Origin of the sequence: Brevibacillus humidisoli (assembly GCF_020923435.1) — a bacterium.
Classification (GTDB): domain Bacteria; phylum Bacillota; class Bacilli; order Brevibacillales; family Brevibacillaceae; genus Brevibacillus_E; species Brevibacillus_E humidisoli.
In genome coordinates this window covers 4750624-4767737 of record NZ_CP087263.1, presented here as the reverse complement: position 1 = coordinate 4767737, position 17114 = coordinate 4750624, and the positions used below count along the sequence as shown (strand labels likewise).

The 17114-nt window shown below is 53.6% G+C and carries 16 protein-coding genes; 4 read left to right on the top strand and 12 right to left on the bottom strand.

All coding sequences use genetic code 11. From position 1 onward, the window contains the following. Nucleotides 1-193 precede the first annotated feature (193 nt). From lpdA to copZ, 12 genes are all read right to left on the bottom strand, one after another. Nucleotides 194-1627, bottom strand: coding sequence for a dihydrolipoyl dehydrogenase (gene lpdA, locus LOK74_RS23255; RefSeq protein ID WP_230044374.1), 1434 nt, complete (start codon nt 1625-1627; stop codon nt 194-196). Then, entirely contained in the window at nt 1624-3072 is a 1449-nt protein-coding gene (locus tag LOK74_RS23250) for a dihydrolipoamide acetyltransferase family protein (protein WP_230044373.1), read from the bottom strand. Before LOK74_RS23250 ends, lpdA begins: the two co-directional genes overlap by 4 nt. 16 nt (nt 3073-3088) lie before the next feature. Then, entirely contained in the window at nt 3089-4066 is a 978-nt protein-coding gene (locus LOK74_RS23245) for an alpha-ketoacid dehydrogenase subunit beta (RefSeq protein WP_230044372.1), read from the bottom strand. After that, nucleotides 4059-5000 carry a pyruvate dehydrogenase (acetyl-transferring) E1 component subunit alpha gene (gene pdhA, locus LOK74_RS23240; RefSeq protein ID WP_230047108.1) on the bottom strand — a complete coding sequence of 314 codons (942 nt, stop codon included), beginning with the start codon at nt 4998-5000 and terminating at the stop codon, nt 4059-4061. Before pdhA ends, LOK74_RS23245 begins: the two co-directional genes overlap by 8 nt. A gap of 133 nt (nt 5001-5133) precedes the next feature. After that, entirely contained in the window at nt 5134-6603 is a 1470-nt protein-coding gene (gene pdxR / locus LOK74_RS23235) for a MocR-like pyridoxine biosynthesis transcription factor PdxR (RefSeq protein WP_230044371.1), read from the bottom strand. 14 nt (nt 6604-6617) lie between these two features. Then, nucleotides 6618-7904, bottom strand: coding sequence for a TRAP transporter large permease (locus LOK74_RS23230; protein ID WP_230044370.1), 1287 nt, complete (start codon nt 7902-7904; stop codon nt 6618-6620). Beyond that, nucleotides 7901-8407 carry a TRAP transporter small permease gene (locus LOK74_RS23225; protein WP_230044369.1) on the bottom strand — a complete coding sequence of 169 codons (507 nt, stop codon included), beginning with the start codon at nt 8405-8407 and terminating at the stop codon, nt 7901-7903. The genes LOK74_RS23230 and LOK74_RS23225 overlap by 4 nt, the downstream gene beginning before the upstream one ends. 58 nt (nt 8408-8465) lie before the next feature. Further along, nucleotides 8466-9515: a DctP family TRAP transporter solute-binding subunit gene (locus LOK74_RS23220; protein ID WP_230044368.1), complete on the bottom strand. Its 1050-nt coding sequence runs from the start codon at nt 9513-9515 to the stop codon at nt 8466-8468. A 499-nt stretch (nt 9516-10014) separates the two neighbouring features. After that, a complete protein-coding gene (locus LOK74_RS23215) occupies nt 10015-10425 on the bottom strand; it encodes a DUF5367 family protein (RefSeq protein WP_230044367.1) in 411 nt (136 codons plus the stop codon). A gap of 5 nt (nt 10426-10430) precedes the next feature. Next, nucleotides 10431-11024, bottom strand: a complete 594-nt coding sequence (locus LOK74_RS23210; RefSeq protein ID WP_230044366.1) for a TetR/AcrR family transcriptional regulator — start codon at nt 11022-11024, stop codon at nt 10431-10433. Nucleotides 11025-11225: 201 nt separating this feature from the next. Next, complete coding sequence (locus LOK74_RS23205; protein WP_230044365.1) at nt 11226-11552, bottom strand: metal-sensitive transcriptional regulator; 327 nt, start codon at nt 11550-11552, stop codon at nt 11226-11228. 171 nt (nt 11553-11723) lie between these two features. Next, nucleotides 11724-11930: a copper chaperone CopZ gene (gene copZ, locus LOK74_RS23200; RefSeq protein WP_230044364.1), complete on the bottom strand. Its 207-nt coding sequence runs from the start codon at nt 11928-11930 to the stop codon at nt 11724-11726. A 361-nt stretch (nt 11931-12291) separates the two neighbouring features. Here copZ and LOK74_RS23195 point away from each other — a divergent pair, with 361 nt between their 5' ends. The 4 genes from LOK74_RS23195 to LOK74_RS23180 all read left to right on the top strand — a co-directional run bounded on the left by LOK74_RS23195 (nt 12292) and on the right by LOK74_RS23180 (nt 17106). After that, nucleotides 12292-13221, top strand: a complete 930-nt coding sequence (locus LOK74_RS23195; protein ID WP_230044363.1) for a GumC domain-containing protein — start codon at nt 12292-12294, stop codon at nt 13219-13221. Nucleotides 13222-13442: 221 nt separating this feature from the next. After that, nucleotides 13443-14129: a response regulator transcription factor gene (locus LOK74_RS23190; protein ID WP_230044362.1), complete on the top strand. Its 687-nt coding sequence runs from the start codon at nt 13443-13445 to the stop codon at nt 14127-14129. Further along, the gene (locus tag LOK74_RS23185) at nt 14113-15534 is read left to right on the top strand and encodes a sensor histidine kinase (RefSeq protein ID WP_230044361.1); all 1422 of its coding nucleotides are present in this window, start codon (nt 14113-14115) and stop codon (nt 15532-15534) included. The genes LOK74_RS23190 and LOK74_RS23185 overlap by 17 nt, the downstream gene beginning before the upstream one ends. A 189-nt stretch (nt 15535-15723) precedes the next feature. Then, nucleotides 15724-17106, top strand: coding sequence for an efflux RND transporter periplasmic adaptor subunit (locus LOK74_RS23180; RefSeq protein WP_230044360.1), 1383 nt, complete (start codon nt 15724-15726; stop codon nt 17104-17106). Nucleotides 17107-17114 lie beyond the last annotated feature (8 nt).

Below are 17114 nucleotides of genomic sequence, written 5' to 3'. Positions count from 1 at the left end.
TTAACCAGGTTCCTTTATTTTCCCTCTACAAGGAAATTTCATGCAGTAGCTTGTAGGGGTGTCAGGTCCGCGCCCGCATCCATCGTCACAAAAAACCTCGGCACCAGCAACTGGTCTACACCAGTCATCTGGAGCCGAGGCATGATAGAAAAATGATCGTTTTTCAAACCGTACTGCCTCTCCGTATTGGCTGCTACGGCAAATGAATCGCCTGTCCGCTCATCGTCAGCACAGCCTCGGACAGTCCCTCCGCAACCGTCGGGTGAGGATGAATCGTTTGCAGCAGTTCGTCAACAGTTGCTTCCAATGTTAGTGCCAGGGCCGCTTCCGAAATCATCTCCGTCGCATGAGGGGCCAACAAATGTACGCCCAGCACGCGCCCATACTGCTTGTCGGCGACGATCTTGAGGAATCCGCCAGCCTCCCCTTCGACTAGCGCTCTTCCACTCGCCGCAAGGGGGAAAACCCCTTCCTGCACCTGGAAACCTCGCTTCTTCGCCTCTTCACCGGTCAGGCCAACCGCTGCTGCCTCAGGGTGTGAGTAGACACACTGCGGCACATGGTCGTAGGCAACCGGTTGGGGATTCTGTCCCAAAGCATGTTCGACCGCTATCCTGGCTTCGGCCATCGCTACATGAGCCAGCATCATCGGACTGCAGCAGTCACCAGCCGCATAAATGCCAGGTTGATTGGTTTGCTGATAACGGTTTACCTTTATCTTATGCTGTTCTACCGCCAATCCGGCGGTTTCCGGCGTCAGTTCGTCCAGGGCGGCTTTCCGCCCGACTGCCGCAAGCACCAGATTTGCTTGCAGGCGTTGGCCATCGGAGAGAACCAGACAAGCCCCTCCCTGTGCCGCATTCTCCACCGCTGTCACTGTCCGCCCGGTGTAAAACCGTACCTGTTTTCGTTCCAGGTGTGCTTTCAATCCCTGCGAGATGTCGGCATCCATGCCCGGCAGTACCCGTTGAGCGGCTTCGATCACAGCCACTTTTACACCCACTTCGGCGAACAGCGTGGCAAACTCAAGGCCGATCACACCACCGCCGATGATCGCAAGACTTCCCGGCAGGCTGGGCAAGGAGAGGATCTCATCACTCGTCACCACTCCTGCCGTCTCCATACCGGGAATGGGCGGCAAAATCGGCCTGCTTCCAACAGCAAGGATTACGCTGTCTGCAGACAGGGTCTGCTGCTGTCCATTCGCTTCCCGGACGTTCACTTGCCGATCAGGTGTGAACGTAGCGGTGCCGGTCACTACCTTGATCTTGCCTGCCTGGAGCAGTCCGACGACACCCGCCCGAAGCTGCTGGACTGCTTCATTTTTCCGATCGAGCATCGCCTGCCAAGGGATCGGATAACTGGCTCTCATCTCGCCTGACTGCCGGTTTTCTGTCTTCTCGTGCTCCGGTCCGCCTGCATGTCCCGAAAAAAACAGTTCCGCTGCTTTCGCCCAGTTGTGAGAAGAATCGAGCAAACTCTTCGTCGGAATGCAGCCCAAGTTAAGACAAGTTCCCCCCAGCAGCCCCTTTTCTACAAGTGTCACATCAGCGCCCAACTGGCTTGCGCGGATCGCTGCCGTATATCCGGCTGGTCCACCGCCAATCACCAGCACGCTTCTTCTCATCGCACTTCCCCTCCTTGCACGAGCAGCCGCATCGGCTCCTGAATGTAGAAATCGAGGGTTTGCAAAAAGGCTGCTGCTTCCGCCCCATCCAGCGCCCGATGGTCAAAGGAGAGGGAGAACATGGCGACGGATCGCTTCTCCAGTTGATCGCCGACGAAAAGCGGTTTGTCTACTACCCGGCCAACTCCGAGAATGCCGGTCTCAGGTGGATTGATGATTGGGGTAAAACCGTCAACCCCCATCATACCCAGGTTGCTGATCGTGAAAGTGCCCCCTTGTATCTCCTCCGCTGACAGCCGCTGCTCTCTGGCACGAACGCTTAGATCGCCGAGCGTCTGGGCAATGGCGCCGAGATCTTTGCGGTTGGCCTGTCGAATGACTGGTACGAGCAAGCCACCCGGTACCGATACGGCTACACCGATATTTACCTCTTGGTGAGGGGTGATCGTTTGACCGTCGCACCAGGCGTTCAGTTCGGGGTGGCGGCCGAGCGCGGCGGCCGTCAGCTTGATCAGAAAGTGGGTGAGGGTTAGCTTGAATCCAATCTGTGCCGCATCCGGCTGCAGTCGTTTAATCGCGGCAAGCAGTTCAGTCACGTCGATTTCTCGGGTCAGCGTGACGTGGGGAATCTGTTGCCAGCTGGCTGTCATCCGCTCGGCGATTACCTTGCGCATCCCCTTCATCGGTGTGCTGGCCACAGGGGCTGAATCCACCCCTGCTGCCATCCCCTCCATCCGGGAATATCCTTTGCTTCCGTTGACGCCATCCGTTTCAGACCCCGCCCCCAAGTGAGCTGCAATCACATCGGGCAGCATGATCCGTCCTCTCACGTCAAGCTGCTCCCAAGCCACCCCGTGCTCTTCCGCCCATTTCCGGGCCATCGGCGATATCGACGGTGTGGCTTCCGAATGGGCTTGCACGTCTCGGGCAACCACAATTCCAGCCGGCCCTGTCCCGGCAATGGTCTGGAGCGAAAATCCTTGCTCACGCGCCAGTTTCCGGGCGAATGGAGTGGCCCGCAAGATCCGTTCTGCTGATCGCGATGAATCGCTGCTGCCAGAAGTGGCGAGCGTCTCCGAAGCAGTCGATGTTGCCTCTGCCACAGCGCCTGCTGTTGCCCCTTCTGCTGCTGCGGGGGCTGCATGCTGAGCGGCAGCGTCGTTCTCCATTCCGGGCGTACCAGACAATAGTTGACTGATGTCCTCCGACTCAGCCGCAATCACGGCTAAGGGAGCCCCTACCTCCAGCGTAGCTCCTGCTTCGGCAAAGATATGACGCAAGATGCCTGCGGCGGGAGCTTCCACCTCGTTGCTGATCTTCTCCGTCTGCACTTCGTACAGCACTTCACCGGCCTCGACCCGCTCGCCAACCGATTTGCACCAATGGGAGACCGTACCTTCTGTCATCGTCAGGCCAAACTTCGGCATTGTGATCAGGTGTGCCATCTATATCCCCCTCTCGCTACCACCGGGCAGTCAGCACGGCATTCACGACATCCTCTACTTGTGGAATCACTCGATTTTCCAGCGGAGGACTAAACGGTACGGGTGTAAAGGCAGCACCCACCCTGACGATGGGACCGTCCAGGTATTCCAAGATGTTCTCACTCACAGCCGCCGCGATCTCCCCACCAACACCGCCAATCTTTACGGCCTCGTGGGCAATGACCAACCGTTTGGTTTTTTTGACGGATGTGTAGACAGTCTCCAGATCCATCGGTACAATCGTCCGCAAATCGATCACTTCCGCATTGATCTGATGCTGTTCCGCCAGGATTTCTGCGGCCTTTTGCACCTTGCCGAGCATGGCGGAATACGAGACGATCGTCACGTCGTCACCCTGGCGTACGACTGCCGCTTTACCGATCGGAGTGAGATAATCACCATCGGGTACCGGTCCCTTTTGTCGGAACAGATCTTTATGCTCAAAGTAAATCACGGGATTGGGATCCCGAATCGCTGCTTTCAACAAACCTTTGGCATCTGCGGGATTGGAAGGGATGACCACCTTTAATCCCGGGATATGCAGGAACCAGGCTTCCAGCGACTGCGAATGCTGGGCAGCCGCCGATCGGGTCACACCATCCGGCGCTCGCAGGACTAGCGGCAGGGTCGCCTGTCCACCGAACATGTAGCGGATCTTGGCCATCTGATTGAGCACTTCGTCCATCGCCACGCCGATAAAGTCGGCAAAGTGCATATCAATCACAGGTACGGCTCCGGCCAATGAAGCCCCGATGCCGGCACCGACTATGGCCGTCTCGGAAATCGGCGTGTCCCGAACCCGCTCCAGGCCAAACTCTTTGGGCAACCCTTTAAACTGTCCAAAGATTCCGCCCTGACTGGCAATGTCTTCTCCCATAATAAAGACTCGCTCATCGCGCCGCATTTCCTCCTGCATCGCTTCCAGAGTAGCGTCGGAAAACGAAATGTTACGCATGGTCCGCTTCCCCCTCTACGTACAAGTCTTCAAACGCCTCTTCCGGATCGGGGAAGGGACTCTCTTCCGCAAACCGAACCGCCTCCGCCACGTCCTGTTCCACTTTCCGTTCGATCTCACGCAGCTGCTCCTCCGTAAGCAGCTCGTCGGCAAGGATGCGTTCCAAGAGCTTTTTGATCGGGTCCCGCTCTTCCATCTGGGCCATTACCTCTTCGCGTGTCCGGTACTGTTCCGGATCGCCCACGAAATGACCTTTTATGCGGTAGGTTTTGCATTCGAGCAAGGTAGGTCCCTCTCCCTGTCGGGCCCGTTCGACTGCCTGCTGCGCAGCCTCGTACACGGCAAAAACATCGTTCCCGTCAACCATCACACCGGGGATCGCATACGACGTCGCACGCTGCGAGATGTCGGTGACGGCCGTCGCCTCGTGCAGCGGCGTTGTCGAAGCCCATTGGTTGTTTTCACAGACAAACACCACCGGCAGCTTCCACACGGCAGCCATGTTGAGTCCCTCATGGAATGTCCCTCGATTGCTTGCCCCGTCCCCGAAGAAACAGACAGCCACTTCTTTTGCCTTACGCAGTTGTACAGCAAGCGCGGCGCCTGCAGCGAGATTGATGCCTCCTCCGACGACGCCATTTGCTCCGAGCATACCAACTCCAAAATCGGCTATATGCATCGAACCGCCCTTTCCTTTGCAATAACCGGTTTTACGCCCGTACAACTCGGCCATACACCGCTTGACGTCGGCTCCTTTGGCGATGGTGTGGCCATGTCCACGGTGTGTACTGGTGATATAGTCCGCTCGCGTGAGTGCAGAGCACACGCCGACAGCCGTTGCTTCTTCACCGATGTAGAGGTGAACGAAGCCAGGAATATCTCCGGCCAGAAACTTCTCGTTCACCTTTTCCTCAAACCGGCGAATCAGCAGCATCTTGTAATACCACTCTTGCACAAGCTGATCTGTCACGTGATGTACGTCCACTAGATACACCCCTCCCCCTCTTTGACAGCGCTTTCATCATCTTCAGACTACAGGGAATTGCCGAGAGTTCCTATAACCATTCTCAACATTGGTATGAGTCGTGCTCGGCAATCGCCTGATCAATCTGCTTCAGCCCTTCTTTCAACAAATCAAGGGAAGGATGGGTAAAAGCGAGGCGGAAATAATGATCTCCCAGCCCTACGCCGCTAAGCCAATTGCCAGGGACGAAAGCGACTCCTTTGCGGATGGCAATCTGCAGCAGCCGTTCTGCGCGAATATGAGAAGGTAATTTGCACCAGAGGAACACACCGCCTTCTGGAAAATGACAGCTGATGTCCGGATGCGCTCCAATCACTTCCCTCAACAACGCGATGCGAGATGCGTACGCGCTGCGCAGTCGTTCCAGGTGCCGCTCCAGACGTCCTTCCATCAGAAAGGCGTGGACCGCGATTTGACTCAGATTGTTGCTGTGCAGGTCAATTCGCTGCTTCACCTTGAGCAGATTGGTGACAATCGCCTCCGGAGCGACCAACACAGCCACCCGCAGACCGGGAAACACATACTTGGAAAATGTCCGCAAATAGATCACCAGATCGTCCCGATCCATCGCCTTGAGCGGGATGGTTGGTTTGCTGCCGTAGAAAAGCAGGCTGGTTGGATCATCTTCAACAATAGGGACACGATATTTTTTGGCCAGTGAGAGCAGGTGTTCTCGACGCTCCAAAGACATGGTGATTCCGGTAGGGTTATGAAATGTTGGGTTGACGTAGATGAATTTGACAGGGAACTGCATCAGCAGGTTCTCCAAACTCTCAGTGCGAATCCCCTGCTGGTCCAGCGTAATTCGTAAAATTTTGGCGCCTGATGCCGTAAAGGCATCGGATGCCGCGGGCAGCCCCGGGTCCTCCATGATCACGTAGTCACCCGGCCCGAGAAATAACCGGCTAATCAGATCGAGTCCCTGCATCGCACCCGAAACGATCATGGTCTCCTCCGGTGCGGCATGGATTCCACTCTCCTCCAGCCAGCCGAGCAGATCGTGGCGCAGCGGCTCATATCCCTGTGTCGGTGTTGGCAGCTGCAGCAGAATCGGGTTGCGCCGGAGATGTTCCGCAAAGAATTGACTCAGTTCAATCCCAGGATGAACCTCAGGGGCTGTACCGACCCCGGCGAGCGGGATCAGTTTAGGGTCCCGTCCAAAGCGCATGACCTCTTCCATCGCGTAGTTGATATTGCCCGTCTCGTAGGCAAACTGGGTATGCCAGGTCACCGCCTGCTCACTCCGCTCAATCCGCGGGCCGCGCATGATAAACGTACCACTACCCTGCTGGCTGCGCAGGATCCCACGCGCTTTCATGTCTTCGTATGCCAGCGTGATCGTCATACGACTCACCTGTAGAATCTCTGCCATCTTCCGCTCGGAAGGCAGGCGGACCCCAGGCTTCAGTTTTCCTTCGTGTACCATCTGCTCCGTCTGCTGCGAAATCTGTTTGTAAAGTGGCAGCCGATGCTGCGGATCCAGCTTGAGCTGACCCCAGACTGGCGATGACATTCAACTCTCCCCCTTTATTCCATGCCCAGCAGGTTGGGCAGCCAGAGCGAGATCTCCGGTACGTAGGTGATGATCAGGAGTGCGACAATCGACGCGAGGATAAAAGGAATCACGCCTTTGGAGATTTCCCTGAGGGAAACCTTGGCCAGACCGCAGGCGACGTACAAATCGATTCCCACTGGCGGCGTGACCAGGCCAATCGCCAGGTTGATCGTCATCAAGACGCCGAAGTGAACGGGATCGATCTGCATCGCTGCCATAATCGGCAGGAAGATCGGCAGAAAGATATAGTAGGCGGAAATCGCATCGACAAACATCCCGGCCAACAGCAGAATCAGGTTGATCATCAGCAGCATGGTAAACTTGTCCGGAGCAAAACTCATCATCATGTCAGCCAGTTCCTCTGCGATTCCTTCCACCGTGATCAACCAGGCGAACGCAGAGGCAGAAGCGATGATCAGCATCACCATCGCCGTCGTCTTGGCCGATTCCAGGATAATCTTCGGCAGCTGCGGAAGCTTGATCTCCTTATACACGAACAGACCGACGAACAAGCCGTAGAAGACGGCAACGACAGCGGATTCCGTAGGGGTAAAGATCCCGCTGTAAATCCCGCCGAGGATGATGACCGGCGCCAACAGCCCCCAGGCGGCGTCGAGCAGGGCTCGCAGCAGCTCACTTCCGCTCGCTCTCGGCATCGTCGGAATCTTTTCTTTTTTGGCGATGAAGTAGCTGGTGACCGCCAGCAGGACGCCAACCAGCAAACCGGGCACGATCCCCGCCATAAACAGCTTGGCAATCGAGACCTCCGCCACTACACCATAGACGATATAGGCGATGCTGGGCGGGATGATGATCCCGATCCCTCCCGCCGTCGCCAACAGCCCGGCAGCCATCCCTTTGCGATACCCCGCTTTCGTCATGGCCGGGATCAGAATCGCCCCGACAGCAGCCATCGTAGCCGGTCCAGAGCCGGAAATGGCGGCAAAGAAGCAGGCCGAAACCACGGCAACAATCGCCAACCCTCCCGTGTAGTGCCCAGACAGCTTTTCAGCGAGGGTAATCAGCCGACGGGATATGCCTGCCCGCTCCATGATGAGTCCCGCCAGAAAGAAAAACGGGATGGCCAGTAACGTAAAGCCGGTCATCGCCGAGTACATCGTCCCAGGCAGCGATTGAATCGGCAGATCAAACATCAAGAGCGTAACGGCAGTAGCCAGTCCCAGCGCTACCGCAATCGGCATGTTTAAAAAGAGAAACACAAAGAACGACCCAAATAGCCAAATCGCCGTCTCGCTCATTCCTCTCCCCTCCTGTCTTCACCATCAGGCCCATCCTCTATCTCGGTCATAGCTGACCATACGCGAATGTACCCCTCCCAAAAACGGAACAAGCAGAGCACGGCCCCCAACGGAACAGAAAGCCCCATCCACCAGGCCGGCAGCCCCATCGCCGGTGTCTTCTGCCCATACTCGTATTGCTGCATCACCATCTCCAGCCCATACCAGAGCAAAACGGCAAAAAAGACGGAGGTGAGACAGCCGACTACGATGAGAGCTGCCCTTCGCAAAGGTACCGGTACAAGATCGGTCAGCAGCGAAAAGCCGATATGGCCACTTTCTCTGGCCAACAGCGCCGCACCGATAAAGATAACGAAAGCAAACAGGTTGGTCGTCAGCTCCTCGGTAAAAGAAAAGGAAGAGGCCAAAACGTACCTTGATAAAACATTGGCCATCGTCAGCAGGCAGATGACACTCATCATCAGGACCAGCAGCCACTCTTCCAGACGAACCCATAACTTCATCGGTGATCCCTCCCTGACAAATTGCAAAAAAAGGGGCCAAGACAGCCCCTTTTTCCTCTTACTTGCGGAACGCGTCTAACAGTTCTTTGCCGACAATCCCCTCGTACTTGTCGATAACCGGTTTCACCTTTTCCTGGAACGCCTTGATCTGCTCCGGAGTCAGCTCGGTTACCTGCATCCCGTGTTCTTTCAACTTGGCCAGTACTTCCGCATCCTGCTGTCGGTTCAGCTCTTTTTGGTATTGTGCTGCTTCCTGTGCCGTTTCTTTGATTAGCTGCTGCGTCTCGGGATCGAGGCTGTCGTACAGTTTTTTATTCATACCGAAGACAAGCGGATCGTACATGTAGTTCCAAATCGTCAATTGATTCTGCACTTCATAGAGCTTGGAGTTGAGAATGATCGGCAGCGGGTTTTCCTGTCCGTCAATCACTCCTTGCTGCAGTGAAGTAAACACTTCGGCGAAGTTCATCACCGTTGGATCGGCACCAAACGCTTTGTATGTGTCGACCATCATTTCCATGGAGGGGGTTCTGATCTTCAATCCACTCAGATCCTCCGGTGTGACGATCGGCTTTTTGCTGTTGGTGATCTGTCTGTAACCGCTTTCACCAAAGGCCAAAGGTTCAATCCCTTTGCTGCGAACAAGCTCTTTTAGCTTCTCGCCGCCCTCTCCGTTCATCGCCTTATCTGCCTGCTCGTAGTCAGGTATGAGCCACGGGAGTGATGGTACGGAAAACTTCGGATCCAAGACGCTGTAGATGATCGTCGAGTGGACAGAGATTTCAGTAGAACCGTTTTGAACGGCTTCAATTCCTTTCGGCTGATTCCCATTCGATAGGGACTCATTCGGATAGATCTTCAACTTGATCCGGCCGTTCGATTTTTTCTCCAAATCCTCAGCCCACTTGTTCGCTGCAACACCCCAAGTGTCTGATTCCGAAACGGTGATACTCACCTTAAACTTCAATTCTTCTTTTTGAGCCCCGGAAGAATCTCCACCGGAACCACCTGCCGTTTGCGACTGCTCCCCGGCTTGTCCGCCGCAGCCAGCCAGAGATACTGCTGCCAGCAGAGACACAAGCGCCATGTTCACAAATCTCTTTTTCATAGGAATCCCCCTCTGTTGATCGCAGGTTGGCAAAACCCTTAATCTTTATATTATTCAGAATAATCATTTGTCCTGGAATCCGCAATATCCAATTATTGAATTGGACTTATGAAATGGTGTATTTTGCCATTCGATTGGCTTCATGTTCCCTTCTAATCCTTGCTTTTGCTTGCTTTCCCTCATCCCGTGACTCATAGCCAATTGCTGCTCTCCCCACAAATTGGCCGGTATCACTTCTTCCTACCTCCGATACAAGCAGCTCTACTCCGGAAGGAGCAACTTTTGTCAACCAGCTAGCGGAGCCAGTCCGAAGCGGGGGCTTTCGGGCGCACCCCTGGGATACCTCGTAGCGCTGACGACTTTTGCGCCCGACCGCTTTGGACTGGGTGGTGCAGCGGACAGTCTCGCTTCCTCGCAGGTTGGCAATGGAGTGACTGGAGGAAAAGAGCTGTTCTCCCCCGCGCCGCTCCCCCTCTGTCTACAAGCTCTAGCCTCCTGGTCAAGAGGCTGATCTGTACGGTTGACGCTCAACTAACAGCGGAATCAACAAATACAGAAAATAGGCGATCACCATCCAGATCATGAAAGACAGGAGCTGGCCTTCCGTAAAATCGGGAAACAAGCGGTCATGATGGAAGAGCAGCACGCTGTCCAACAACAATCCAATCGCTGTCCCCCATACCCCTAGTCTCACACCGGCATGCGGAGCTGAGTCGAACAGCCGGTACAAGATGAGGACCAGATACAGCAAACAAGCCGTTCCTGCCTCGAGCAGGCAGATGGTGAGCCAAAAACCGCTCTGCTCAGGTTCCACCAGCACGGTATCGCCCAACCAGATAAAGAAAAGCGTCGCCCCCGCCCAGACAAGCAAACCTCCGATCATCGCACGCCATGCATGCTGCAACAACATAGCGATCACCCCTCCCGTTTTTCTCCCGATTGCATGATAAAACGCAGCAAGACTTCCAGCTCAGCGTACACCTGGTCGGCCGAAAAGTCCTCCCTTAACAGCGCCTGCAGAGCCAATCCGTCAACCAGCGCATTCATCAGCACACTCCAGGTTGCAAGCGATACGCCCTCTACCGGTGACTCCTGCCATTGCTGGCTCAGCCGATCCGTCAGCCATCCGTTCTCCTCATCTAGCAGCTTCCCCAGGCGCCTTCTGATATTGGGATTGGCGAACCCGGCCACGACCAGCGATAGGAACAATTGATGATAAAACGAATCCTCGGTGCAACGGCTGCGAGCCGATTCCAGCCCGCGAACCACCAGGTCCTCTCCGTTTTCTTCGGTTCGGGCGAGTGATTGCCACGATGTTCGGCAAACATCCTCGACGATGTCCAACAGCAGTTGTTCTTTGCTGCGAAAGTGATAGTAGACGGTACCTTGCGTAACATTTGCCCCTTTGGCCACGGCCTGCAGCGTCAACTTTTGCAGACCATCCCTGACGATGCACTCCTGTGCCGATTTGATGAGCTCTTGTTTGGAGACCGTATTTGGTTTGGCCATCGCTTCCTCCTCTTGATTCGTCTGTTTCCACTCTTCCCCTTCCCTAGTCGCCTCTTAAGGCAGGGCACAAAGCTAGGAGTATCTAATGGAAAACAGCACTATTAGTTATTTGACTAACTTACTATCATCATATACGTAACAGGAAGTCTCTGTCAATTTTTTTAGCAAATCAGTCGTGAAAGAGAGAACGGCAATGGGTCGCTACTTCATCAGCTTGGCTACCGTTTTCATCAGTTCATCGATTACCTCTTGATCGCCTTCCTGAATACGTTCCACAACACAGGACTTCATATGCCCTTCCAGCAGCATTTTGCCGACGGCATTTAAAGCGGACTGCACGGCGGCAATCTGATTTAACACATCGTCGCAGTAGACGTCCTTTTCGATCATTCCTTTTATCCCTCTAATCTGCCCTTCGATCCGGTTCAATCGAGCGGTCAGATTGCTCTTTACCTTGTCAGAGTGATGGCTCTTGCGCTCCTCGGTGTGTGCACACTCCTCACAATGCAGCTCCTGCTCTGTATTCATCGCAGTTCCTCCTCTGTCAAACTCGATTGGCGATCCACAGCTAACAAGACCGGGAATCGTTGTCACCTCTTATCCAGTCATCGGCAATTATAATACTTCTGATCGTACAAAAAAAGCTATCCGCCATGAGTGCGCATAGCTTTTTCCATGAAACTTCGTTTTTATACAACTTTATACAACATCGTATCCTTGCTCTTCGATCGTCTCTTTTACTTTTTCGATTCCGATCTGTGCTTCATCATAGGATACGGTGACCTCGCCGGCAGCCAGATCAACAGTGGCACTGCTCACACCAGCCAGTTTTCCCACCGATCCCTCGATGGCGTTGACACAGTGATTGCAGGACATTCCTTTTACCTGTAGAGTCGTCGTGATCATGGTTCCCCTCCTTTCTTTCCTTTGGTCATCATCGCCAAGGGTTGCCTCATCTTAGGACGCGGATTGGCGTGTATTGCGGTGCGGCCTATACCCTTGACGAGAAAGCTCGTTATCTAAAGCATGCCCACCAATGCTCCTATATCCCTACAAACAATGTACTTAGCACGGCACAGGAACAAGTAGCGACATTGCTATTATACAATACCCCCCTAGTGTATTTCAATCACAAAACGCATTCCTTTTACACTTTCCATCAGTTTTCCATAAGGTGGACATTTGCCTGACACATTGCTTCTCTATTCTTTGGACTGTGAGGTTCACCCCTCCACCATAATCAAGATTTTGAAAGGAGCACGATCATATGAAACGAATCACTACCCCAATTCTAACTGGAGCCCTGGCCCTCTCTGTGGTTGCCCCCTTCTCCGTGTTTGCAGCTACCAACGCCGATACCACAGCGGACGATAGTCTGCAAAAGCAGGTAATAGTGGCTCAGCGGGGGCCAGACGCTGGTATGGGAAAACATGAGCAGTTGATGAATCTCATCAACACCTATGCACCTGATTTGGTTGATGACTTTGAAGCCGTCTTCGAGCAGCTTCATCCGAAGCTGGACGAGGCCACCAAGCAAAAGCTGGATGAGATCCGCCAACAGCTAAAAGACGGATCCATTACACAAGAAGAAGCTGAGGCACAGTTGGCTGAACTGGGCATCGAACATCCCCGCTTCCTCAAGATCATGAACCGTCCTGAACTAGACGAAGCTACCAAGCAAAAACTGGATGAGATTCGCCAGCAGTTGAAGGACGGATCGATCACACAAGAAGAAGCCGAAGCTCAGTTGGCCGAGCTGGGCATCGAACATCCCCGCTTCCTCAAGATCATGAACCGTCCTGAACTGGACGAAGCTACCAAACAAAAACTGGATGAGATCCGCCAGCAGTTGAAAGACGGATCGATCACACAAGAAGAAGCCGAAGCTCAGTTGGCCGAGCTGGGCATCGAACATCCCCCCTTCCTCAAGATCATGAACCGTCCTGAACTGGACGAAGCTACCAAACAAAAACTGGATGAGATCCGCCAGCAGTTGAAAGACGGATCGATCACACAAGAAGAAGCCGAAGCTCAGTTGGCCGAGCTGGGTGTGCCGTTCCGTGTAAAAGTCCAACACGATGAGAAGTGGAGCCAGTTGCAGCAGGCAGTTGAGGCAAACGACACAGACCAAATCCATGAGTTGCTGGAACAGATGCTGTCGGAACTGCAAGAAAAGGCGGAGCAAAAAGCAGAATAACCCAGATGCGCGGGAACATGGTGGGACAACCATGTTCCCCTCTGCTGTTTTTGATGGAACCCCCTCCTCTCACTGTCATATATGTGTTGCAGCTTTCGTGATACAATGATGGGCAATAGAAGCGGATCATGACCGGACATGACACACCCCCGCATCGTGCCTGTCATGATGTGGATGCCAAACAGCTTACCAAGATTTTATGCGCCAAGGTGAGGTGCTTCATGAAACAGATCTTGCTTGTTGAAGATGAACTCGTTATATCGCGAGTCCTAAAGGCTTACCTGGAAAAAGCAGAGTACCAGGTGGAACAAGCGTTTACCGGTAAAGAAGCGATTCAAAAGTTTGCTATTTCTACTCCTTCACTTGTCCTGCTGGACGTAATGCTGCCGGAACAGGATGGATGGAGCATTTTACAGTATATACGCGAGAGGAGCTCCTGTCCGGTGATCATGCTGACGGCCCTCGGACAAATCAATCATAAACTGTCAGGCTTGAATCAAGGAGCAGACGATTACATTACGAAGCCGTTTATCGCAGAAGAGGTAGTGGCTCGGGTCAATGCCGTTTTGCGACGACCAGCACGCGTCATGGAGGATCAGAGAATCAAATACCTCGGCGGTCTGAAGGTCGACTTCAAAGCTCATACGGTAACGCTGCATGGGCTGGAGCTCGCTTTTACACCACGGGACTTGTCCCTGTTTTTATTTCTGGCCCGCCACCCGAACCAAACCTTTACCCGGGAACAGTTAATCGAACATGTATGGGGACTTGATTATGAGGGCAGTGATCGGGCTGTCGATTTGGCGATCAAACGGATCAGACGAACACTGGAGAACTGGCCGTCATCTGAGGGAGAAATCCGAACGCTGCGAGGATTGGGGTATCAACTATATGTCAACGAAAGATGAACACCGCATCTCACTGCTGCAATTCTGGACGACACGTTATCTGCTGATCTTGTGTGTTGGCTTGCTGGTGATCGGCATCATCTCCACGTACTGGATCAAACACAGCGTGACGGAAAAACGCTTGGGCATGATGAAACTGATAGCAGAAGAACTGGCTGATCGTATCGTAGATGATGAATATGGACGAATCCGGATTGCTCCGACGCTGCCCAGGTTGATTGCCAGTCGTGAGCGTTTTCTGGAGCCAGACAGCAAGATCATTGTGTTCGTCATCAGCCAAAACAGACAAATCTTGTTCAAACCAAAAGGATTCCCGCCTCACGTGTCGCTGCCGCCCTCTCTCTTTGTACCGCCGAACGAAGAGAGTGCAGTCGAAACCATCACAGGAATGAATGATGATACCTTGCATCTGGTCAAACGTAAAATCGTCAGCAACGGAGCTACGATCGGCTGGGTTGCGCTGCTGCTGCACGAAGAAGACCTGACCCAAAATAAGGAACAGATGCAATTCCTGATCATCATGCTGGGAAGCCTGGGGTTGCTGGGATGGGGTGTTATTTATTTGCTCACCCGCAAACTCTCCCGACCGATCAAAGAGGTTGCTGACGCCGCCAAACAGATTGTATCCGGCAATTACGATGTTGCCCTGCAGCCGGACGTCAAGGAATTAGAGCTGTACGAACTGATCGATTCATTTAAAGAGATGGCTGACCGTCTGCGTCAATTGGAGATGATGCGGACCGAATTGCTGGCAGGGGTCACACATGAGTTGAAAACGCCTGTCACATCGATTAGCGGGCTGATCCAAGCCGTTCAGGATGGGATCGTAACAGGTGAAGAAGCCAAAGAGTTTTTGCAGATCTGTACGAAAGAGACCAATCGCCTGCAAAAAATGGTAGAGGATCTGCTTGACTTCAATTCCCTGGCTGTTGGAGAGATCACCGTCCGAAAAGAGAGACAAAACATGAATCAACTGGTGCAAGAGATCGTCTACCAATGGACGATTGGACATGAAGAGAACCGCTTTACCCTGCGTACCCATCTGCCTGACGAAACGATCTCGGCCGATACGGATCCTATGCGAATCCAGCAAATCCTGTACAACTTGCTCAACAACGCCAAACAAGCAATCGGCGAAGAAGGAACGATCGATGTTTTTCTCCGCCAACAAGATGATTACATCCAGGTTGACGTTCAGGACAACGGCAGCGGCATCCCGGAGCAAGAACAGCATCTGATTTTTGAACGCTTCTTTCGGGGAGCAGAGAAAAAACATCGGGTCAGGGGCTTAGGGTTGGGACTCCCTTTTAGCAAAATGATCGCAAAAGCCCTCGGAGGCGATCTGCTGCTGACGAAAAGCACCCCAGGAAAAGGGTCCATCTTTACTCTGCTGGTGGCAAAATAGCAAAAACGGCATTCTTAGACGGTATGGCAAAGCCACACTGTCTTTTTTATTGCCATTATCTGCTCCACGTCCCGGTACCATCGGGCTTTGACATTTGTCTGACATGTTTGTCTGGTAGGCTTTGTCAGAAGCAGACAGTTATTTTGTCCCGTTGTCAGAACGCTATGTTACCTTAGGAGGAGAAGTATCTTGGAGAAGAAACCGTTTCATGTAGCGGCAGCGCTCCTGTCCATGCTGTTGTTCATCACAGGCTGCTCCGCAGCAAACGAAACAGCAGCAAGGATGCAGCGCAGCAATCAACAATCTGTGCCGGTGGAAGTAAGTACGGCAGCCTTAGAACCGTTTGCTGAAACGAGCACGTTTAGTGGTCGTCTGGAAGCGAATCAGGAGGTAACGGTTACGCCGAAAGCTTCCGGGCGCATCGAGCAGATCTTGGTAAAAGTGGGTGAGTCCGTAAAAGCCGGGCAGATCATCGCCCGACTCGATGAAGAAGATCTAAAGCTGGAGCTGCAGAAGGCAGAAGAAGCGCTGGCACTTGCGAACGCCCGTTATGAAGAAGGGAAAAGCACAACCAGACCTGAGTCGCTGGCGCAGATGCAAAACTCGGTAGCCGAAGCGAAAGCGAAGTACGAAGCAGCCCAAAAAAACTTCGAACGGAACCAGACCCTCTATGAGGAAGGAGCCGTCTCGCAGCAAGTCGTCGAAGAAGCCGAGATGCAGATGATCAGCGCCAAGACGTCCTACGAAAATCTGCAGCAGTCACTTGAAATGGAGCAATCCGGACCGACCGAATCCTCGCTCAAGGTGTTGGAGATTCAGCTGACACAAGCGCGGACGGATTACACGATCGCCCAGTCCAACTACGACAATGCTGCGATTGCCGCCCCGATCGACGGTGTGATCGCGGAACTGCCCGTCTCTGTCGGGGAATCGATCGGAACCAGTTCGGCGATTGCGACGATTACCGACATCAGCACAATGAAGGTGGTCACATCCGTCAGTGAGAGCCAGGTAGGAACGATTGCAGTGGGGCAAACCTTCCAGGTGGATGTGTCGTCCATCGGCTATCAGACAGACGGGAACGTCATCTCGGTCAGCCCGAAAGCAGACGACAGCAAGATGTATCCGATCGAGATCAGCATTTCCGATCCGGAAGGGAAAGCAAAGGTGGGGATGCTGGCATCACTGGAGCTACATAAAAATCAGCGCAACGCCATCGTCGTACCCAGCGAAGCGATTGTAACCAAAGACAACAAGACATACCTCTACGTCGTGGAAAACAATACGGCTAACCAGGTAGAGGTAACCACAGGTGAATCCGATGGCGAGCGCACGGAGATTACATCCGGTCTAACCGCAGGCCAGCAAATCGTCGTCAAAGGGCAAAACACGCTCTATCCAGGAAGTGCGGTCACCATCATGAATCAGGGCAACGCCATCGACACCAACCCAAACGATACGGAAAACACCTCACAAGATCAGGGCAAAACGAAAATACAGCAGGGGAGCGACTCCCAGCGAGGATCGGGTACCCGCGATCCGCAAGGCGGTCGCACCAATTCCGCCAACTGACAGGAGGT